Annotated in this window: 19 protein-coding genes and 2 tRNA genes; 8 read left to right on the top strand and 13 right to left on the bottom strand. The window is 70.3% G+C overall.

Annotated elements, in window-relative coordinates:
• The first annotated feature begins 133 nt into the window (after window positions 1-133).
• The 7 genes from BKA15_RS20840 to BKA15_RS20810 all read left to right on the top strand — a co-directional run bounded on the left by BKA15_RS20840 (window position 134) and on the right by BKA15_RS20810 (window position 4,118).
• Complete coding sequence (locus tag BKA15_RS20840) at window positions 134-697, top strand: anti-sigma factor (RefSeq protein WP_179753982.1); 564 nt, start codon at window positions 134-136, stop codon at window positions 695-697.
• A gap of 92 nt (window positions 698-789) precedes the next feature.
• Window positions 790-863: transfer RNA gene (locus tag BKA15_RS20835), tRNA-Asp, on the top strand.
• Between the two features lie 66 nt (window positions 864-929).
• Window positions 930-1,003: transfer RNA gene (locus BKA15_RS20830), tRNA-Phe, on the top strand.
• A 195-nt stretch (window positions 1,004-1,198) separates the two neighbouring features.
• On the top strand, window positions 1,199-1,960 hold the full coding sequence (locus BKA15_RS20825) for a fructosamine kinase family protein (protein WP_179753980.1): 762 nt from the start codon (window positions 1,199-1,201) through the stop codon (window positions 1,958-1,960).
• A 132-nt stretch (window positions 1,961-2,092) separates the two neighbouring features.
• On the top strand, window positions 2,093-2,557 hold the full coding sequence (locus tag BKA15_RS20820; protein ID WP_179753977.1) for a DUF1048 domain-containing protein: 465 nt from the start codon (window positions 2,093-2,095) through the stop codon (window positions 2,555-2,557).
• Window positions 2,554-3,357 (top strand): ABC transporter ATP-binding protein, encoded by an 804-nt coding sequence (locus BKA15_RS20815; protein WP_179753974.1) that lies wholly within the window; start codon window positions 2,554-2,556, stop codon window positions 3,355-3,357. The genes BKA15_RS20820 and BKA15_RS20815 overlap by 4 nt, the downstream gene beginning before the upstream one ends.
• Window positions 3,354-4,118, top strand: a complete 765-nt coding sequence (locus BKA15_RS20810) for an ABC transporter permease (RefSeq protein ID WP_179753972.1) — start codon at window positions 3,354-3,356, stop codon at window positions 4,116-4,118. Before BKA15_RS20815 ends, BKA15_RS20810 begins: the two co-directional genes overlap by 4 nt.
• 55 nt (window positions 4,119-4,173) lie before the next feature.
• On the opposite strand, the gene BKA15_RS20805 is transcribed toward BKA15_RS20810, so the two are convergent.
• The 12 genes from BKA15_RS20805 to BKA15_RS20750 form a co-directional block, all read right to left on the bottom strand.
• Window positions 4,174-4,818, bottom strand: a complete 645-nt coding sequence (locus BKA15_RS20805; RefSeq protein WP_179753970.1) for a DUF6891 domain-containing protein — start codon at window positions 4,816-4,818, stop codon at window positions 4,174-4,176.
• A gap of 52 nt (window positions 4,819-4,870) precedes the next feature.
• The gene (locus BKA15_RS20800) at window positions 4,871-6,142 is read right to left on the bottom strand and encodes an NAD(P)/FAD-dependent oxidoreductase (RefSeq protein WP_218872234.1); all 1,272 of its coding nucleotides are present in this window, start codon (window positions 6,140-6,142) and stop codon (window positions 4,871-4,873) included.
• A 17-nt stretch (window positions 6,143-6,159) separates the two neighbouring features.
• The gene (locus tag BKA15_RS20795) at window positions 6,160-7,191 is read right to left on the bottom strand and encodes an alpha/beta hydrolase (protein WP_179753966.1); all 1,032 of its coding nucleotides are present in this window, start codon (window positions 7,189-7,191) and stop codon (window positions 6,160-6,162) included.
• Window positions 7,192-7,205: 14 nt separating this feature from the next.
• Window positions 7,206-7,640, bottom strand: coding sequence for a DUF4870 domain-containing protein (locus tag BKA15_RS20790; protein WP_179753964.1), 435 nt, complete (start codon window positions 7,638-7,640; stop codon window positions 7,206-7,208).
• Window positions 7,641-7,679: 39 nt separating this feature from the next.
• Window positions 7,680-7,892 carry a DUF3073 domain-containing protein gene (locus tag BKA15_RS20785; protein ID WP_179753962.1) on the bottom strand — a complete coding sequence of 71 codons (213 nt, stop codon included), beginning with the start codon at window positions 7,890-7,892 and terminating at the stop codon, window positions 7,680-7,682.
• Between the two features lie 150 nt (window positions 7,893-8,042).
• Entirely contained in the window at window positions 8,043-9,119 is a 1,077-nt protein-coding gene (gene purM / locus BKA15_RS20780; protein ID WP_179753960.1) for a phosphoribosylformylglycinamidine cyclo-ligase, read from the bottom strand.
• A gap of 8 nt (window positions 9,120-9,127) precedes the next feature.
• Complete coding sequence (purF, locus tag BKA15_RS20775) at window positions 9,128-10,600, bottom strand: amidophosphoribosyltransferase (RefSeq protein WP_376766837.1); 1,473 nt, start codon at window positions 10,598-10,600, stop codon at window positions 9,128-9,130.
• Window positions 10,601-10,691: 91 nt separating this feature from the next.
• Window positions 10,692-12,233, bottom strand: a complete 1,542-nt coding sequence (locus BKA15_RS20770; RefSeq protein ID WP_179753955.1) for an MFS transporter — start codon at window positions 12,231-12,233, stop codon at window positions 10,692-10,694.
• A gap of 623 nt (window positions 12,234-12,856) precedes the next feature.
• Window positions 12,857-13,486: a DUF1345 domain-containing protein gene (locus BKA15_RS20765; RefSeq protein ID WP_179753953.1), complete on the bottom strand. Its 630-nt coding sequence runs from the start codon at window positions 13,484-13,486 to the stop codon at window positions 12,857-12,859.
• 52 nt (window positions 13,487-13,538) lie between these two features.
• Window positions 13,539-15,104: a GMC family oxidoreductase gene (locus BKA15_RS20760; RefSeq protein ID WP_179753951.1), complete on the bottom strand. Its 1,566-nt coding sequence runs from the start codon at window positions 15,102-15,104 to the stop codon at window positions 13,539-13,541.
• Window positions 15,104-15,631 carry a hypothetical protein gene (locus BKA15_RS20755; protein ID WP_218871500.1) on the bottom strand — a complete coding sequence of 176 codons (528 nt, stop codon included), beginning with the start codon at window positions 15,629-15,631 and terminating at the stop codon, window positions 15,104-15,106. The genes BKA15_RS20760 and BKA15_RS20755 overlap by 1 nt, the downstream gene beginning before the upstream one ends.
• Before the next feature lie 98 nt (window positions 15,632-15,729).
• Complete coding sequence (locus BKA15_RS20750) at window positions 15,730-16,515, bottom strand: IclR family transcriptional regulator (RefSeq protein ID WP_179753949.1); 786 nt, start codon at window positions 16,513-16,515, stop codon at window positions 15,730-15,732.
• An 88-nt stretch (window positions 16,516-16,603) separates the two neighbouring features.
• Here BKA15_RS20750 and BKA15_RS20745 point away from each other — a divergent pair, with 88 nt between their 5' ends.
• Window positions 16,604-16,924, top strand: a complete 321-nt coding sequence (locus tag BKA15_RS20745) for a putative quinol monooxygenase (protein ID WP_179753947.1) — start codon at window positions 16,604-16,606, stop codon at window positions 16,922-16,924.
• Here BKA15_RS20745 and BKA15_RS20740 read toward each other — a convergent pair.
• Window positions 16,911-18,191 (bottom strand): CDP-glycerol glycerophosphotransferase family protein, encoded by a 1,281-nt coding sequence (locus BKA15_RS20740; protein ID WP_179753945.1) that lies wholly within the window; start codon window positions 18,189-18,191, stop codon window positions 16,911-16,913. The two genes, BKA15_RS20745 and BKA15_RS20740, sit on opposite strands and share 14 nt — an antisense overlap.
• Between the last annotated feature and the right edge of the window lie 68 nt (window positions 18,192-18,259).

Here is an 18,259-nt window from a genome sequence, read left to right as displayed (position 1 = left end):
GAATGCGCCGATCCCGGTGGCGGCGCGGCGGGATCGGTGCCTACCATCAGGCAGTGCAGCGATTCGGGGCCCGTTTGACGATCACCGACGGCGATTCGGACCGGACCGCGCCAGCCGAGGAGACGCCGCGAAGTTGACCACCCCGACCGAGGACGACACGCCCCCGGCGCGACCGACCGCCCGGCCGGCTCGCGAACTGGAGGCCCCGGACCTGGACGCCCCGCACCTGGCCGCCCAGAACCCCGCCGCCGCACCACGACGCGGCAGCAAGGCCTGGCTGATCCCCCTGCTCACGCTGCTGCTCGGCCTGGCCGTCGGCGCCGGGATCGGGCTCGGCTGGGGCCGCTGGTGGCAGCCGCAACCCACCGTGATCGCGTCCGCCCCGCTGCAGGCGACCGCGGACTGGCCGACCGCGAGCGGCAACGTCACCGTCGAGGTGACCCCGCAGGGCGAGCGGTACGTGATCGCGCAGATCTCCACCCCGCCGCCCCGGGACGGCTACCGACAGATCTGGCTGGTCAGCGAGGACGGCCAGGGCTACTACCCGCTCGGCGCCATGGTCGGCGACGAACGCCGGTTCCCGCTGCCGCCGGGCGTCGACCTCAGCGCCTATCCGACCGTCGAGGTCAGCTACCAACTGGTCAACGGCCGCCCTGGTCCCTCCGGCGACACGATGCTCCGTGGCACACTGGGCTGAGTGCCTCGCCCGGCGTCTCAGAACGCATTTGGCGAACCCGGGCAGGCGTGCGTTATAGTTTCGCGGGCACCGAGTTTGAGGGTGCTCCTCCAGGCCCCGTGGCGCAGTTGGTTAGCGCGTCGCCCTGTCACGGCGAAGGTCGCGGGTTCGAGTCCCGTCGGGGTCGCGAGGGTGGTGCTGCCGGAAACGGCAGCACCTCCAACGGCTGGCGGCCGGCTTTGGCGCCGGCCATGGCCAGGTAGCTCAGTTGGTAGCAGCGTTCGCCTGAAAAGTGAAAGGTCGCCGGTTCGACCCCGGCCCTGGCCACCCGAGCCTTCGGGCTGTTCAGTTGGGCTTCGCCCGACTTTCCCGGGTCTCGGGTTCGTTTCTGTACGGGGGCCGAGCCCCCGTAGGCCCCCACGTTCCGACCGGGTTGAGGTTTCGTTGTGGTGTGGTGTGGGCGAGCCCGGACGCGGCTAGTCCTGCAGACCAGCTCCGTAGTGCCAGGTATCGTCCTTCTCGATGATCTTGGCTCCGCACTTCCGGAAACAGTGGCCTGAGGCTCCTCACGACTTCTTCGCCGTGGAGGCGGCTGGGCTTCGGTGGTTGGCTTCGGCCGGGGCCGCGGCCGTGGTCTCCGTGCTGGACGTCGGGGCGACCGAGATCACGGTGGCTCGGCTCGATCAGGCACCACCCACGCGGGCCGCGGCCGAAGCCTTCGGTACGGCGCTCGCGGGGACGCATCGGGCCGGGGCCGACGCCTTCGGGGCTCCGCCGGACGGTTGGGACGGGGACGGGTACATCGGGCGGCAACGACTCTCGTTCCGGCCGGAGCGGCAGTGGGGGCGCTTCTACGCCGAGCAGCGGATGCTGCCGTACGCCCGGACGGCTCGGGACCTCGGCCATCTCACGGCCCAGCAGCTGCGGGTGATCGAGCGGATCGCCGAGCGGATCGCGGCGGGTGAGTTCGACGACGCTCGGCGGCCGGCCCGGATCCACGGCGACCTCTGGTCGGGCAACCTGATCAGCACGGCCGACGGGATGGTGTTGATCGACCCGGCGGCGCACGGCGGGCACGGGATCACCGATCTGGCCATGCTCGCGCTGTTCGGCGCACCGCACCTGGACATCATCCTCGCGGCGTACGCGGAGGCCGCCGAACTGCCGCTCGGCTGGCGGACGCTGATCGGGCTGCACCAGCTGCACCCCCTGCTCGTCCACGCCGTCTCGCACGGGCCGTCGTACGGCTCCGAGGCGGCCGCGATCGCCCTGCACTACCTCTGACCCGACGCGTGACAGGCCCGGCCAGGGCGATGTCAGGTCAGTGTCAGCCCGGTGACAGGCGGTGCCGGAAATCTAGGGGTCACGGAGGCGGAACACCCGCCACCACCACCCCGAAGAGAACGGCAGACGATCATGACCACGACCCTCGCAGAGTTCACCACCAAGATCATCGGCGACAAGCGGCGCTGGCGGGCCTACCAGGCCCGGACCCGGCAGCTGCCGGAGCCGTACCGCAAGACGATCAAGGCGCTGGAGCGCTACCTGCTCCGGTTCGGGCCGGCGGACGCCGACCAGGCGGCCACCGCGTTCGAGGACCTCGCCACCCGGTTCGAGCAGGCGGCGGCCGCGGGCACCCCGGTCCGCGAGATCGTCGGCGACAACCCGGTGGACTTCGCCAAGGCCTACGTTCGGCAGTACGCCGACGCCGGCCTGTCCGCCCCGCAGCGGGAGCGCCTGATCGCCGAGATCGCCGGTGACAACCCCGCCGTGTTCGACGCGTTCCTGCTGGACTACGCCCGGGGCGGCTGGGTCGCCCGCGAGCGGCAGCGCCTGACCAAGGCCGTCGACCGCGCCGACGCACCGGCCGGCCACCGATGAGCACGACCACCACCCGGCCGGAGGGCGGGGCAGTCGCCCCCGCCCTCCGGGTCCAGGGCATCACGAAGTCCTTCAAGGACCTGCAGGTGCTCCGCGGCGTCGACTTCGAGGTCGCACCCGGCAGCATCCTCGCGCTGCTCGGCTCCAACGGCGCCGGCAAGACCACGCTGGTCCGGATCCTGTCCACGCTGCTGAAGGCCGACGGCGGCAGCGCCACCGTCTACGGCCACGATGTCGCGACCAACCCTGCCGCGGTCCGCGAGTCGATCAGCCTGACCGGCCAGTTCGCGGCCGTCGACGAGGTGCTCACCGGACGGGAGAACCTCGTCCTGATCGCCAAGCTGCGCCACCTGAGGAACCCGGGCGCGGTGGCCGACGACCTGCTGGCACGGTTCTCGCTGACCGACGCGGGTCAGCGCAGGGCGGCCACCTACTCGGGCGGCATGCGGCGCCGGCTCGACATCGCGATGAGCCTGATCGGCGACCCGCCGATCATCTTCCTCGACGAGCCGACCACCGGGCTGGACCCGCAGGGCCGGATCGAGGTCTGGCAGACCGTCCAGCAGCTCGCCGACAACGGCACCACCGTGCTGCTGACCACCCAGTACCTCGACGAGGCCGAGCAGCTCGCCGACCGGATCGCCATCCTGCACGAGGGAACGATCATCCAGAACGGCACCCTCGCCGAACTCAAACAACTCCTGCCGCCCGCCAAGGTCGAGTACGTCGAGAAGCAGCCCTCGCTCGAGGACGTCTTCCTGACCCTGGTCGGCTCTTCCTCCGAGAAGGAATCCCGATGACCACCCACGTCCTCGCCGACACCGGCGTCCTGACCAGCCGCTCGCTGCGCCACATCCTGCGCAGCCCGGACACGATCATCACCACCGCCGTCACGCCGATCGCCCTGATGCTGCTGTTCGTGTTCGTGCTCGGCGGCGCGATCAACACCGGGACCGACACGGCCTACGTCAACTACCTGCTGCCCGGGATCTTGCTGATCACGATCTCGTCCGGCATCGCCTACACCGCGTACCGGCTGTTCCTGGACCTGCAGGGCGGCATCTTCGAACGCTTCCAGTCGATGCCGATCGCCCGGTCCAGCGCGCTCTGGGCGCACGTGCTCACCTCGCTGGCCGCGAACCTGGTCTCGGTCGCGCTGGTGATCGGCGTGGCGTTGATCATGGGCTTCCGTACCGGAGCCTCGCCGCTGGCCTGGCTCGCCGTCACCGGCATCCTGATCCTGTTCACGCTGACCCTGACCTGGATCGCCGTGATCGCCGGCCTGTCGGCGAAGTCCATCGACGGCGCCACCGCGTTCAGCTACCCGTTGATCTTCCTGCCGTTCATCAGCTCGGCGTTCGTCCCCACCTCGTCGATGCCCGGCCCGGTCGCCTGGTTCGCCGAGCACCAGCCGGTCACCGCGGTCGTGAACACCATCCGGGCCCTGTTCGAGCAGCAACCGATCGGCGGCGAGATCTGGATCGCGCTGGCCTGGCTGGTCGGCATCCTCGCCGTCGCGTACGGCTTCGCGATCGTCATCTACCGACGCAAGATCAACTGAGCGTGTTTGCACTTCGACAGGCTCAGTGCACGTTCGGAGCTAGTGTCGTGCGTCCCTAGCCGAACAGGCGGCCGAGCAGGCCCGGCCGGGGAGCGGCGGCCGGGCCGGTGCCCGGCAGCCGCTTCGTCCAGTCCAGCGGAGCGATGTCGATCTTGCTCCGCTGGTCTCCGTTCCAGCTGGCCGGCAATTCCTCCGCGATCAGCCGGCTGAGCACCTTCGGCATCATCCGGGCGATCCCGGCGTCACAGGCGGCGGCGTCCGGCCCGACCGCGAAGTAGCCGAGCCGCAGCACCCGGGTGTCCAGTGCTGTCTCGATGTCCTGCTCGGTGTAGTAGACGCCGCCGAGGATGCCGGCCCGGGAACCGCCCCGCTCCTTGCATTCGGCCGCCACCAGCTCCATCGCCTGGTCGCGGGTGTAGCCGGCGTTGTGCACCGCCACCACCTGATCGGTCCGGTTCAGCCGGGCGAAGGCCCGGTCCAGCCGCTCGAACGCCGTCGGCCCGGTCCAGTCGCGCTGCCTGAGCTCGGCCTCGGCCACCCGCCGGTCGATCTCGGCACCGATCGTGACCCGCTCCTCGTCGGTGACGTTGCCGTCCAGATACTCGTCGAACAGAGCCGTCCGGATCTCGCTCGGGGTCAGGAATCCACCGTCGATCAGATGGTCGAGAACGCGATCGTCATCGTCGTCCAGCGGTGCCATGCGGGCAGCCTACCCGGCGATCGGTCAGGTGAAATCAGGGAGATCCCGGGGCTCAGGAGCCCTCGATCGCCTTCTTCCGGGCCGGCGTGTCGAGCACGTCGCCGACGATCGTCCCGGACCGCTTCGGGCCGCCGTACCGGGAGATCAAGTTGATCATGGTCTGGAGCCGGTTCCGGTTGCCCAGCAGGGAAACGATGTGGACGGCGATCCAGACCAGCCAGGCGATCAGGCCGCGGCCCTTGATCCCGATCGGCAGCTGCATCACCGCGTCGGCCCGACCGATCGTGGCCATGGTGCCCTTGTCCCGGTACGCGAACGGCTCCGGCTGTTCGTGCCGGTGCAGCCGCGCGATCTGGCGGGCCGCGTGCTTGCCCTCCTGGATCGCCGGCTGGGCCAGCTGGGCCTGCGGATCGCGCACGATCAGGGCGATGTCGCCGGCCGCGAAGATCCGCTCCTGGCCGATCACCCGGAGATCCGGCTCGACCTCGATCCGGCCGCCCTTGCCGAGCGGCAGGCTCCAGTCGGCCAGCCCCTCGTCGCCGGCCACCCCGGCCGCCCAGATCACCAGGTCGACCGCCATCGAGGTGCCGTCGGCGAAGTCCACCCGGTCCGCGTGCACCTCGGTGATCGCCGTCTTCAGCCGTACGTCCACGCCGCGCTTGATCAACTCGCGGAGGGCGTACTGCCGCAGCGAGTCGTCGAACGGCGGCAGCACAGCGTCGCCCATCTCGACCAGGACCACGTGCACCATGGCCGGGTCCAGCTCCGGGTAGACGGACCGGACCGCGTTGTCGCGCAGTTCGGCGAGCGCCCCGGCCATCTCGACGCCGGTCGCGCCGCCGCCGACCACGACGACGGTGAACCGGCCCGGACCGACGGCCGGGTCGGTGTGGCTGGCGATCGTCTCCAGGCCGCCGAAGATCGTGTCCCGGACCCGGAGCGCCTCGGCGCGGGTGTACATCGACATCGAGAACTCGGCGGCACCCGGGATCCCGAAGTGGTTCGTGGTCACCCCGGTCGCGACGATCAGATAGTCGTACGGGATCCGCAGGTCGTCCGCGCAGAGCAGGGCCCGATGATCATGATCGATCCCGGTCACCGTGGTCCGCCGGAACCGTACCCCGCGGCGGCGGGCCGCGAAGAAGCGCAGCGAGTAAGTGACGTCGCCCGGGTTCAGCCCGCCGGTGGCCACCTGGTAGAGCAACGGCTGGAACGTGTTGTACGGGTGGTGGTCGACCAGGGTCACCCGGAATCCCGACTTCGCCAGCTCGGCGGTCGCCGATATTCCTGCGAATCCTGCCCCCAGCACCACGACATGAGGCATCTCGGTCACGTTCCTAGTCAACCAGTCCGGGCCGGGCCGGATTCCCGGGCCACCCTGTGGCGTCGCTCTCGCGGCGTGCCGGTCGCCGGTCCGTACGCGCCGAGCCAGTGGCCCAGCTCGTCCAGCACGGTGGTCCGGACCGGCTCGGCGGACAGCAGCAGGTCGTGGATCCCGCCGTCGAACCGCAGCACGGTCACCTGCCGGCCGAGCTTCGGCGCCCGGGCGACGATCTGGTCGACGTCGAGGATGATGTCGGCCTCCAGGAACGTCTCCTTCCAGCGCAGTCCGAAGTCGCTCCGGCCGGCCGCCATCACCAGGATCGGCTGGGTCAGCGCGAGCCCGGCCGCGATCCGCTGGTGGCCGCGCAGGATCGCCCGCAGCCAGCCCACCCGGACCGGCGGCGACGGCGACTGCTTCCAGGTCTGGTCGTAGTCCCATTCGCCGCCGAAGCCGCGGTGCAACGTCCGGGCGTAGTAGCCGCGGTCAGGCGGCAGCGGCAGGGTGGCGGTGGGCCGCCGGCCGCCGATCGCGTCGATCACCGGCGAGCCGAGCGCCCGGACCACCCAGGAGCCCTGCAGGTCCAGCCAGGGCGAGTTGAGCACCAGCGCGGACAGCCGGTCCGGGTGCCGGTCCGCCCAAAGGCTCGCCACCAGCCCGCCGGTCGAGTGGCCCATCAGCACCAGGTGGTCGTGCTCGGCCAGCACTTCCGCACTCGCGGCGTCCAGCTCGGCGTCGTAATGGTCGAGGTCGGAAACGAAGCCGGCCAGCTGCCCGGGTCGCAGGCTGCGCCCGTACCGCCGCAGTTCGACGGCGTAGAAGTCGTAGCCGAGGGCGATCAGCGCGTCGGCCAGATGGGTCTGGAAGAAGTAGTCGTTCCACCCGTGCACGTAGAGGACGGCCACCCGGGTCCGCGGACCGGGCCGCAGCCGGCGCACCAGCGTGCCGACCAGTTCGGTGTCCGGCTCCTCGCCGATCGCCACCTCGGCGCCCGGCAGCTCCAGATCCCGTCGTTGATAGCCGTCCAGGATGTCTTCCCGCCAGCCCGTCATTGCGCGGGTCCCATCTACCGCACGATCCGCAGATTCACCGGATAACGGTACAGCTCGCCGCGATGGGCGGCCATGGCCGCGAGGATGCAGACGATCACCGCGGCGATTCCGACCAGCGGCACCAGCACCACGCCGATCAGGATCACGACGAGCAACGTGGAGACGACCTGCGCGATCGTGTACAGGATCGCGAAGTTCAGCGCCTCCGCCATCGACTCCCGCAGCCAGGCACTGCGGCGCGCGAACCCGAACCACACGATGGTCGGGCCGACGAACCCGAAGACCGGGATCGAGAGATGCGCGAGCGTCGCCCACAGCCGTTCGTCGCCCTGGGAGAGCGGCGGAGTCTGGGCCACCCCGAAGGGAACAGTGCCGGGATGACCAGGCCACTGAGGACCTTGACGGTACGGGTCGGCGCCGCCCGGGCCGGGCCGAGGGTCGTGGCTCATGGGCTCAACGTAGACCGGCACCGCCGGTCGTCCGCGGGATCATCCGGACTTGCGGAGATCCCCGTAGCCGTCCGAATCGGAGTCGGAGCCCTGGTCGTACTCGGCTGCCAGATCTTCATAGGCCGGGGGTACGTGCTGGCCCCCGTCGCCTCGAAGCTCCTGCTCCAGCGACGAAATATCCATATCCATCGGACGATATTTCAGTTCGCGGGCAACCTTGGTCTGCTTCGCCTTCGCACGGCCGCGTCCCATATTGGGTCGACCCCCTCGCATGTGTCTGCCGGCGGAGTAAGCCGCGGGCTCAAGTCGGTCATGTCGTGACAGACAGGCTACCCAATGGTCGGGACACCGCCAACCTGAGGGCTGTTGTCCCGCGCGCCGGAATCGGAGTCCGGACACCGCTTACCTCCGGGGGTGATTCCCGGCGAGAGAAACCCGTTCCGCGGTGTCGGACGGGTCCGCGGCCACGGCTTCCCCGCAAACCCAGGCCTGGACACCCCGATCGGCGAGTACGGCGAGCGAGGCGTCGGCCGCCTCGGCCGGAACGACGGCGATCATGCCGACGCCGAGATTGAGCGTCGCCTCGAGATCGGGCACCGAAATGTCGCCGATCTCACGGATGAGATCGAAGACCGGCTGCGGCGTCCAGGTCGACCGGTCCACCGTGACCCGGACCTGGTCCGGGATCACCCGGGCCAGGTTGGCCGCCAGGCCGCCGCCGGTCACGTGGGCGAACGTGTGCACCTCGACCGCGTTCAGCAGGGCCAGGCAGTCGAGGGCGTACACCTTGGTCGGAGTGAGCAGTTCCTCGCCCAGGGTCCGGCCGAGCTCGGGCACGTCGCGGTCGAGCGCCCAGCCGGCGTCGGTCAGCAGCACCTTGCGGGCCAGCGAGTAGCCGTTGGAGTGCAGGCCGGAGGAGGCCATCGCGATCACCGCGTCGCCCGGGCGGACCCGGTCCGGGCCGAGGATCTTCGAGCGCTCGACGACGCCGGTGGAGGCGCCGGCCACGTCGTACGCATCGGGTTCGAGCAGGCCCGGGTGCTCGGCGATCTCGCCGCCGACCAGGGCACAGCCGGCCGCGACACAGGCCTCGGCGATGCCCTTGACGATCGCCTCGATCCGCTCCGGTACGACCTTGCCGCAGGCGATGTAGTCGGTCATGAACAGCGGTTCGGCACCGCACGCGACGAGGTCGTCGACCACCATGCCGACCAGGTCGAACCCGATCGTGTGGTGCACGTCCATCGCCTGCGCGATCGCGACCTTGGTGCCGACGCCGTCGGTCGAGGTGGCCAGCACCGGGTGGTCGTACCGCTTCAGCGCGGAGGCGTCGAACAACCCGGCGAACCCGCCGAGGCCGCCGATCACCTCGGACCGGGCCGTCTTGCCGACCCATTCCTTGATCAGGTCGATGGACCGGTCGGCGGCGTCGATGTCCACGCCGGCGGCGGCGTAGGCCGACTTCTCTTCGGTGGTCATGGTGATCCTCAGGGGCGGGACAGCGCGTCGGCGGCGCCGAGGCCGGCGGTCAGGGTGGGGACACCGTCGAGGTCGGTCCGCCGTTCGGTGTCCAGGACCTGTTTGCCGAGCCGTTCGGCCAGCGGCAGCTCGACCGGGTAGACGCCGTCGAAGCAGGCCCGGCAGAGGTCGTTCTTCGGCACCGTGGTGGCCTGGATCAGGCCGTCCAGGCTGACGTAGCCGAGCGAGTCGGCGCCGATCGAGCGGCAGATCTCGTCGGTGCTCAGGCCGTTGGCGATCAGCTCGGCCCTCGTGGCGAAGTCGATGCCGTAGAAGCAGGGCCATTTCACGGGTGGCGACGAGATCCGTACGTGCACCTCGGCGGCGCCGGCCTCGCGGAGCATCCGGACCAGGGCGCGCTGGGTGTTGCCGCGGACGATCGTGTCGTCGACGACCACCAGCCGCTTGCCCTCGATCACGTCCCGGAGCGGGTTGAGCTTGAGCCGGATGCCGAGCTGGCGGATGGTCTGGCTCGGCTGGATGAACGTCCGGCCGACGTAGGAGTTCTTGACCAGCCCGACGCCGTACGGGATGCCGGACTGCTCCGCGTACCCGATCGCGGCCGGGGTCCCGGACTCGGGCACCGGGATCACCAGGTCGGCCGTGGTCGGGTGCTGCCGGGCCAGGATCCGGCCGATCTCGACCCGGGTCGAATGCACCCGGCGGCCGGAGATCGTGGTGTCCGGCCGGGCCAGATAGATGTGCTCGAACAGGCAGCCCTTCGGCTCGGCCGCGGCGAACCGGCGGGACCTGAGGCCGGCGGAGTCGATGGTGATCAACTCGCCCGGCTCGACCTCGCGGATGAACGAGGCACCGACGATGTCCAGTGCGGCGGTCTCGCTGGCGACCACCCAGCCGGACTCGAGCCGGCCCAGCACCAGCGGGTGGATGCCCTGCGGATCCCGGGCCGCGTACAGGGCCTCCTCGTCCATGAAGACCAGGCAGTACGCGCCGCGCAGGCGAGGCAGCACCTCGGCGGCGGCGTCCTCGGTGTTGAGGTCGGGGTAGGTGGCGATCAGGGCCGTCACCAGCGAGGTGTCGTTGACCGCCTCGCCGCTCAGCGCGCCCGGCACCAGCGAGCCGCCGGAACGGTCCCGCTCGGCCAGCCAGTCGGCCAGCTCGACGGTGTTGGTCAGGTTGCCGTTGTGCCCCAGCGCGATGCCGCCGGTGGCGGTCGGCCGGAACGTCGGCTGGGCGTTGGCCCAGACGCTGGCGCCGGTCGTCGAATAGCGGGTGTGGCCGACCGCGACGTGGCCGCGGAGTGACTCCAGCGAGCGCTCGTCGAACACCTGGGAGACCAGCCCCATGTCCTTGAAGACCATGATCTGGGACCCGTTGCTGACCGCGATCCCGGCCGACTCCTGGCCGCGGTGCTGCAGCGCGTAGAGGCCGAAGTAGCTCAGCTTGGCGACTTCCTCGCCGGGCGCCCAGACGCCGAACACACCGCAGGCATCGCGCGGGGCGTCAGCGTTGCTGGGGGTGTCGGAGGAGTCGCAGAGGTGGGCCGGTCGGTGCTCAGCGGGTACCACCGCTTCATCGTAGCGTGACCTGCTGTTCCGGCCGCATTTCCGCATCGGGCACGCTCGGTGTCGGGTCCCCGCCGGTACGGGCCAGGCGGAGCCAGCTGGCGACCGCGACGGCGGCCAGGACGACCGTGCCGAGCACCGCGACCGCGACCAGGCCGTGGGTGAACGCCTGCCGGGCGGTCGCGGCCAGGACCTCGCCCTGACCGGACGGGAGTGTGGCGGCGACGGCCAGCGCCTTGGAGATGCCGGCGTTGACCTCCGGGCCGGCGGCGGCGCCGAGCGAGGCCCGGTAGACCAGCGTGCCGACGCTGCCGAGCAGGGCGATGCCGAGCCCGATGCCGAGTTCGTTGCCGGTCTCCGAGATCGCGGACGCGGCACCGGCCTGGTCGGGCGGCGCCGAGCCGACCACGAGGTCGGTGGCCAGCGCGGTCGCGCCGCCGATCCCGCCACACGCGACGGTGAAGCCGATCACCGGGATCAGCGGGCCGCCGGTCGCGGAGGTCAGGGCGAGGATCGCGAAGCCGATCATGGTGACGGCGATCCCGACGAAGATCAACAGGCCACGGCGCACCCAGCGCAGCAGCACCGGCGCAGCCAGGCTGGAGATGATCATGACCACCATCTGCGGCAGCAACCAGATCCCGGCCTGGATCGGGGTCAGCTGGGCCACCGTCTGCAGGTAGAGCGACAGCAGCAGGAAGGTGCCGCCCATCAGCGAGGCCGACACGACCATGATCACGATCACGGTACGGAAGGTCGGCTCGGCGAACAGCCGAAGCTGGAGCAGCGGGTCGGTCAGCCGGCGTTGCCGCCGGACGAAGATCACCGCAGAGGTGACGCCGACGATCACCGGCAGCAGGCTCAGCCAGAGCGGGGCGCCGCGGGCGAATTCCTTGACCCCGAAGACGAACGGGAGGATCGCGGCCAGCGACAGCGCGACGCTGGGCAGGTCGATCCGGCCCGCCTTCGGTGCCCGGAACTCGGGCAGCAGGAACGGCCCGGCGACGAGCAGGATGATCATCACCGGTACGGCGATCAGGAACACCGAGCCCCACCAGAAGTGCTCCAGCAGCAGCCCGCCGACCAGCGGCCCGACCGCGTTCCCACCCATGAAGCAGCACATCCAGGCCCCGATCGCGATCGCCCGCTGCCGCTCGTCGGTGAACAGGTTGCTGATCAACGCCAGGGTCGACGGGGCGACCGTGGCACCGGCGATCCCGAGCAGGGCACGGGCGGCGATCAGCACCTCGATCGTCGGGGCGAACGCGGCGATCACGGAAGCGATGCCGAAGATCACCGCGCCGATCAGCAGCAGGCGCCGCCGGCCGATGCGATCGCCAAGGTTGCCCATCGTGATCAACAGGCCGGCCACCACGAGGCCGTACACGTCGGTGACCCACAACTGCTCCGTCTGCCCGGCCCCGAGGTCCGTACTCAGCCGCGGTAGGGCCAGGTACAGCACGCTCATGTCCAGCGACAACAGAACGGTCGGCAGACCGAGCACGACGAGCCCGAGCCAGCGCTTCAACGACCCCGCTTCCTTTGGCATGCATCGCAGCATACGTCATTCTGATTGCAGAGTGCAATCAGTTCTTTCGAAGGGGCGGTGAGATGGCGCGCGAGGGCTGGGGTCTGGGGTGTCAGGCCACCGCGGAACCACGGCGAACGGGGATTCCTCGGGCGGCAGTTCGAGTGGTGAGAAATCGACGTGAAATTCGCGCGGAGGACGTCGTTAAGTCTCCACTCGAATGGGACTGCTGGACGCGTGATCAACCCGCGACCCTGATCAGCCCTCGACCCTGCATTCCTCAACGAGCCAAGGGAAGGCGCCCGCCGCCAACTTCAGTCGGCGCTCCCGTGGGTCCCGACCAAGCGCTCGGTCTGGCAGTCGCGGAGACCAGAGCTCGACCGGCTCGGGACCGAGAACCACGACCCGTGGGCACCAAGGGACGTGGGAGGTCTGGGGGTCTGTGCGCGGGCGTGGATGGGACTGCCGTCGCGCGCACACCCAGGCCGCGGCAGCGGCACCAAACCGCCGCGCGCGACTGGTTGCCCGCGCACAGGCCCCCAGACCTCCCGCGCCATGATCCTCTCCCCTCCCGAAGGCCCAGGGCACGAAGATGATCAAGACGGCGGGCACATGATCAACACAGCGCCGCAGGCGCTCCCGGGTCAACCGCCGGTGATCACGCCGATCGCGATGCCGAGGGTCGCGGTGTTGTAGAGGAACGACAGCACGGCGTGCGCCAGGAGCTGGGCCCGGATCGGCGTCGATCGCGTCTCGACGTCGGAGACCGCGAAGGAAACTCCTACGGTGAAGGCGAAGTAGGCGAACTCGACCAGGGTCGGGTCGGGCTGCTCGGGGAAGTCCAGGATCCGTTGCGGCAGCGCGTCCTGGTAGAGGTGCGCGTAACGCTCGGCGTACCCGAAATGGAGGATCGCCCAGGAGATGATCACGGCCGGTACGGCGAACAGTTTCGCCGCGTCCGGCGGCAGCCCGCCGAACATGGCCTCGCCGAACCGGTCCCCGATCACGATGGACAGGCCGGCGCCGATCCCGGTGAGGCTGATCAACAACGTGAACACGTAACCGAGCCGGCGCGGCATCAGGGCGTCGCGCCAGTCGGGATCGCGGCCGAGCCGGACCCGGCGGACCCTTCGGATCCGGATCAGCAGATAGCCGATCGCGGCGGCGGTCCAGGCCAGCAGGACCAGGAGATCGTCGAGGAACACCAGGGTGAAACTGAGCCCGATCAGTGCGATGTCGAGGATCAGGGCGGGCAGGTATTTGAGCTTCCGCATCCCCACTCCCTCCGCAGCCGATGGGCCCGACCGTAGCAGTGGGCGGCCTTGGTCAGAGACGACCCGCCTTCATCTCGGTGATCAAGTAGTCGGCCTGGCGGATCGCCAGCGCGACGATCGTCAGGGTCGGGTTGGCGGCGGCCCCGGTGGTCATCACCGACCCGTCGCTGATGAAGAGGTTCGGTACCGTGTGCGCCCGGCCCCACCGGTCCACCACGCCGTCCTCGGCGCGCTCCGACATCCGGCAGGTGCCGAGGTTGTGGGTCGACGGGTACGGCGGCGTGTGGTGCACGCTGAGCGCCCCGACCGCACCGTAGATCGCATCGGCGGCCGCATAGGCGTGCTCGCGCATCGCCACGTCGTTCGGATGATCATCGAAATGGACGTTCGCCACCGGAACCCCGTGTCGATCATGGACCTCGTCGTTCAGGGTGACCCGGTTGGTCGGCTGCGGCAGGTCCTCGCCGACGATCCACAGCCCTGCCGTGCGGACGTAGGCCTCCAGCTTCTCGGTGAACGGCCGGCCCCACTCGCCGGGCTCGATGAAGCTGGCCAGGAAGGCCGGGCCGAGCGAGAGCGTTTCGAGGTAGTAGCCGCCGGCGAAGCCGCGGCCGGGATCGTGCCTGGCCTCGTCGGCGATCACGCCGGCCATCGTCTCGCCGCGGTACATCCGGACCGGCTGCTCGAAGATCGCGTACGCCGAGCCGGTGGTGTGCCGCAGGTAGTTCCGGCCGACCTGGCCGGACGCGTTGGCCAGCCCGTCCGGGTGCAGGGTGCTCGCGCTGAGCAGCAGCAGCCGCGGTGTCTCGATCGAATTCCCTGCCACACAGACGATCCGGGCCGCCTGCCGGTGCAGCCGGCCGGCCGCGTCGACGTACTCCACCGCGTCGACCTTGCCGGCCGCGTTGTGGCTGATCTTGGTCGCCTGGCACTCCGGGCGCAGGTCGAGCCGGCCGGTCGCCAGCGCCCGCGGGATCTCCCGGACCAGGGTGGACCACTTCGAGGTGTTCTTGTCGCCCTGGAAGTTGAACCCGTCCTGGATCGACGCCGGGCGGCCGTCGTAGGGCTCGGCGTTCGTCGCGTACGGGCCGGTCGCGTAGAACTTGTAACCGACCCGCTCGGCCCCGTTCGCGAACACGAAGTAGTTGTTGTTGGCCGGCAGCGGCGGCCGGCCGTGCCGATGGGTGGAGCCCAGCGCGATCTCCGCCTTGTCGTACCAGGGCGCGAGTTCCTCGAGCGTGATCGGCCAGTCCAGCAGGGCGGCGCCGTCGATGTCGCCGTAGGTGCTGCGGGTGCGGAACTCGTGCGCCATGGACCGCGGCGTCGCGCCGGACCAGTGGGTGGTCGAACCGCCGACCGCCTTGACGGTCCAGGCCGGCAGGTTCGGGAAGTCCTGGGCTATCCGCCAGGAGCCGCTGGTGGTCCGCGGATCCAGCCAGGACAGCTGCTGGAACGCCCGCCACTCGTCGTTCTCGTAGTCGTCGTTGGTCAGGTGCGGCCCGGCCTCCAGCAGCACGCAGGGCACGCCCGCCCCGGTGAGTTCGTACGCCAGCGTGCCGCCCCCGGCGCCGGACCCGATGATCACCACCACCGGCTCGGCGGCGTCGATGGCGGCCATCAGTGATCACCGCCGGCGGGCGGGACGACCTCGGCCCGCTGCTCCGCGGTGTATTCCTCGATCCGCGGCCGGGGCAGCCAGTCAAGATCATCGAAGCCGCGGTCCAGGTAGCCGCCCTTGTCGAAGGACGGCCCTTCGTAGCCGAGCAGCTCCCACATTTCATGATCATCGTAGAGCGCGACGATCACCGTCCCGTGGACCAGACCGAAGAAGTCCGAGTCGGCGATCCGCTCCACCACGGCGGTCGCCTCGTCGTCACCGAGCTCGATGAAGGAGCCGCCGGCCTCGGCATCGAGTTGATCAAGACCCTCGGCGAGGGGTCCGACGGCGTCCTGGACCGCCTCCGCCGCTCGCTGGTACGGGCCGTCCGGGAAGTCCGGGTGCGGATAGGCGAGGCGGATCAGCCGGACCAGGGTGCGGCGTTGCGCCTCGGTCAGCGGCTCCGGTTCATGATCAGGTTCGCTCGTGGTGTCCTGGCGCAGTCCGCCCGGTGCGAGTTGATCTTCGACCGAGGATTCGTCCGGCATCAGTGCCCCCTTGTCCCGCGCCGCAGCGGGATAGCAGGAGGCTAGTCCCGCCGAAGTTCCTTGACCACAACGATTCTCACTCGTCGAGAGGCGATCGATCAGGTCTCGGAGCCCCGCAGACAGGCGCCGACGCGGGACGCGACCTGCCGCAGCCGGGCCGCCACCCGCTGTTCGACTCCGGTCAGCCGCTCGGGTTGGGCGGACACCGCGACGGCGCCGAGCAGCGCCGAGTCGCCGCCGCGGACCGGTACCGCCGCGCACGCCCAACCCGGGAGGAATTCCTCGTGCTCCCAGGAGATCCCGCGCCGGGCGACCTCCTCCAGCTCGGCGTCCAGCGTGATCCGTTCGGTGATCGTGTTCGCGGTCAGGGCTCGCAGCGGGTGCCGGGCCAGGAACAGATCGCGGCCGGCCGGGTCCAGGTCGGCCAGCAGGATCTTGCCGAACGCGGTGCTGTGCGGCACCTCGTGGAAACCGAACCGCAGCGGCTTCAGCCGCGGGCAGTCCGGCGAGTCGACGACGTGCACCAGGACCAGTTCGCCGCCGCGGTAGAGCGCGAGATAGGCGGCGAACCCGGTCGACTCGTGGAGCGCGGCGATCTCCCGGGCGACCGGGCGGGACAGGCCGAGCTGGCGGTGCAGCGCCAGGCCGAGCCGGTGCAGCTTGTAGCCGAGCTCGTACCGGCCCTCGCTGCGGATGTGCACCAGGTAGTCGCTGTCCACCAGGTCCTTGGTCAGCCGGTAGACGGTCGGCAGTGGGAGGCCGAGGGCGTTCGCGACCTCGCGCGCGCCCGCTCCTCCTCGCTCGGCGACGAGTTCGAGGATCGCCAGCGTGCGCTCCACCGGGCCGGACCTGCTTTGATCAGGCGACCGCGCCTGCTCGACCATGGGTCCATGGTGCACCACCGAGCCCCGCCGCGTGGCCGATTCGGTGCCATGATGGCCGCAACCCGTACCCCTGAGAGCGGAGGCGCCGATGCACTTCATCGTGGTCAAGTTCACCACCAAGCCGGACTGGTCGGAGCGCTGGATGGACCTGGTCGCCGGCTTCACCGCGGCGACCCGCGCCGAGCCCGGCAACCTCTGGTTCGACTGGTCCCGCAGCGTCGAGAATCCCGCCGAGTTCGTGCTGGTCGAGGCGTTCACCGACGACGGCGCCGGGCCGCACGTCAACAGTGATCATTTCAAGAAGGCGATGCAGGACCTGCCGCAGGCGCTGGCCTCGACGCCCAAGATCATCAGCCGCTCGATCGACGGCGACGACTGGGACGTCATGGGGGAACTCACCGTCGAGTGAGCCGCCCGCCCCGGGTGAGGTCGCGCACGTAGTCCGCCACCGCCTCGGCCGACTCGGAGCCGTGGAACGGCCCGAGATAGTGGGTACGGAGCTCGGCCCGCCGGCCGGCCAGCGGGTCGGCGCCGAGCAGTTCGTCCAGCACCCCGTCCAGCTCGGCCAGTTCGCGGTCGATCACGTACCCCGACCGGCCGATCGGGAACGCGGCCCGGAACGCGTCGGGGTCCGGCTCGGCCATCGCCGTCATCGCGTACGGCCGGCCGGAGGCGAGGAAGTCGGTCACCACGCCCGACACGTCGGAGATCAGCGCGTCGGCGGCGTTGATGCAGTCGGCCAGTGACCGGTCCAGTTCCGCCGCGGCACCCCACAGGTGCTTTCGGCCACTCTGGTCGCGGTCCTCGGCGAGCATCATGTGTGCCTCGGCGATCGCCGTCCGGTCCTCGGCGTGCCGGCCGCTGAACGGGTGGCCGCGGAAGATCACGGTCAGCTCGCGGTCCAGCAGGGCCTCGATCAGCCGCGGCGCCAGCGGCAGCGACGTGTGATCATCGCGGGGATCGACGCCCCGCCAGGTCGGAGCGTAGAGCACCGTGGTCGGGCTGCCGGCGGGCCGCGGGCCGTCCGCGATGTCGCCGGCCTGGGGCCGGCCCAGCACGTCGAACCGGTTCCGCGGGATCTGGACGCCGTGGGCGGCGTACCGCTCGATCCCGGCCTCGCCGCAGGTCACGACCCGGTCGTACTCGGCGTGTCGCTCGTTGGCGTTGGCCCGCTTGTCGGAGTCGCCGTGGTTGAGCCAGACGTGGGTCATCCGATCCAGCTCGAGGAAGGCCCGGTTCCGCTTGCTGTTCTGAACATAGAAGGCGGCCCGGACGGTTTTCGGCAGCACCAGGTCGAGGTCGTCCGGCGTCGGGTCGGCGATCAGCAGCAGCGGCGCCCGGGTCACCTGACGGATCAGGTCGGCGGCGCCGGGGTCCGTGGTGATCATGAGGTACGGCTCGCCGGAGGCGGCCAGGTACGGCTCCCACATCTGGCACTGGTAGCGGGCGCCCCAGTGTCCCGCGTACGGCATCGCGAAGGTCGGCCGCAGCGAGCGCAGGGCCCGCGCCAGCCGGGCCCGGTCGGACCGGCCGATCCGCGGATCGGCGGACGTGGCTGCCGGTGCCCCGGGCAGATTCCAACTCGTGATCACCGGCAACGGCTCGCCGCTCGCCGTGCCGTCGCCCCGTCGCCGCGGCAGCAGCCGACCGATCGCTGCCCGCACGTCACGCTCCATCTGCCCCGCCATCTCCCGGAAAGAGCTTGCCTCCTCGCCGAGGTCCCACCGTACTGGGCGCGGATAGC

Source organism: Microlunatus parietis (assembly GCF_013407955.1).
Lineage (GTDB): Bacteria > Actinomycetota > Actinomycetes > Propionibacteriales > Propionibacteriaceae > Microlunatus > Microlunatus parietis.
Note: the sequence above shows the minus strand (reverse complement) of the source record. Positions and strands in the feature narration are given on the sequence as shown.

Bases quoted from the DNA above. Each gene is read 5' to 3' on its own strand.
- BKA15_RS20825 (WP_179753980.1), top strand. From the start codon at position 1,199: ATGATCTTGGCTCCGCACTTCCGGAAACAGTGGCCTGAGGCTCCTCAC.
- BKA15_RS20820 (WP_179753977.1), top strand. From the start codon at position 2,093: ATGACCACGACCCTCGCAGAGTTCACCACCAAGATCATCGGCGACAAG.
- BKA15_RS20815 (WP_179753974.1), top strand. From the start codon at position 2,554: ATGAGCACGACCACCACCCGGCCGGAGGGCGGGGCAGTCGCCCCCGCC.
- BKA15_RS20810 (WP_179753972.1), top strand. From the start codon at position 3,354: ATGACCACCCACGTCCTCGCCGACACCGGCGTCCTGACCAGCCGCTCG.
- BKA15_RS20805 (WP_179753970.1), bottom strand. From the start codon at position 4,818: ATGGCACCGCTGGACGACGATGACGATCGCGTTCTCGACCATCTGATC.
- BKA15_RS20800 (WP_218872234.1), bottom strand. From the start codon at position 6,142: ATGCCTCATGTCGTGGTGCTGGGGGCAGGATTCGCAGGAATATCGGCG.
- BKA15_RS20795 (WP_179753966.1), bottom strand. From the start codon at position 7,191: ATGACGGGCTGGCGGGAAGACATCCTGGACGGCTATCAACGACGGGAT.
- BKA15_RS20790 (WP_179753964.1), bottom strand. From the start codon at position 7,640: ATGAGCCACGACCCTCGGCCCGGCCCGGGCGGCGCCGACCCGTACCGT.
- BKA15_RS20785 (WP_179753962.1), bottom strand. From the start codon at position 7,892: ATGGGACGCGGCCGTGCGAAGGCGAAGCAGACCAAGGTTGCCCGCGAA.
- purM (WP_179753960.1), bottom strand. From the start codon at position 9,119: ATGACCACCGAAGAGAAGTCGGCCTACGCCGCCGCCGGCGTGGACATC.
- BKA15_RS20770 (WP_179753955.1), bottom strand. From the start codon at position 12,233: ATGCCAAAGGAAGCGGGGTCGTTGAAGCGCTGGCTCGGGCTCGTCGTG.
- BKA15_RS20765 (WP_179753953.1), bottom strand. From the start codon at position 13,486: ATGCGGAAGCTCAAATACCTGCCCGCCCTGATCCTCGACATCGCACTG.
- BKA15_RS20760 (WP_179753951.1), bottom strand. From the start codon at position 15,104: ATGGCCGCCATCGACGCCGCCGAGCCGGTGGTGGTGATCATCGGGTCC.
- BKA15_RS20755 (WP_218871500.1), bottom strand. From the start codon at position 15,631: ATGCCGGACGAATCCTCGGTCGAAGATCAACTCGCACCGGGCGGACTG.
- BKA15_RS20750 (WP_179753949.1), bottom strand. From the start codon at position 16,515: ATGGTCGAGCAGGCGCGGTCGCCTGATCAAAGCAGGTCCGGCCCGGTG.
- BKA15_RS20745 (WP_179753947.1), top strand. From the start codon at position 16,604: ATGCACTTCATCGTGGTCAAGTTCACCACCAAGCCGGACTGGTCGGAG.
- BKA15_RS20740 (WP_179753945.1), bottom strand. From the start codon at position 18,191: ATGGAGCGTGACGTGCGGGCAGCGATCGGTCGGCTGCTGCCGCGGCGA.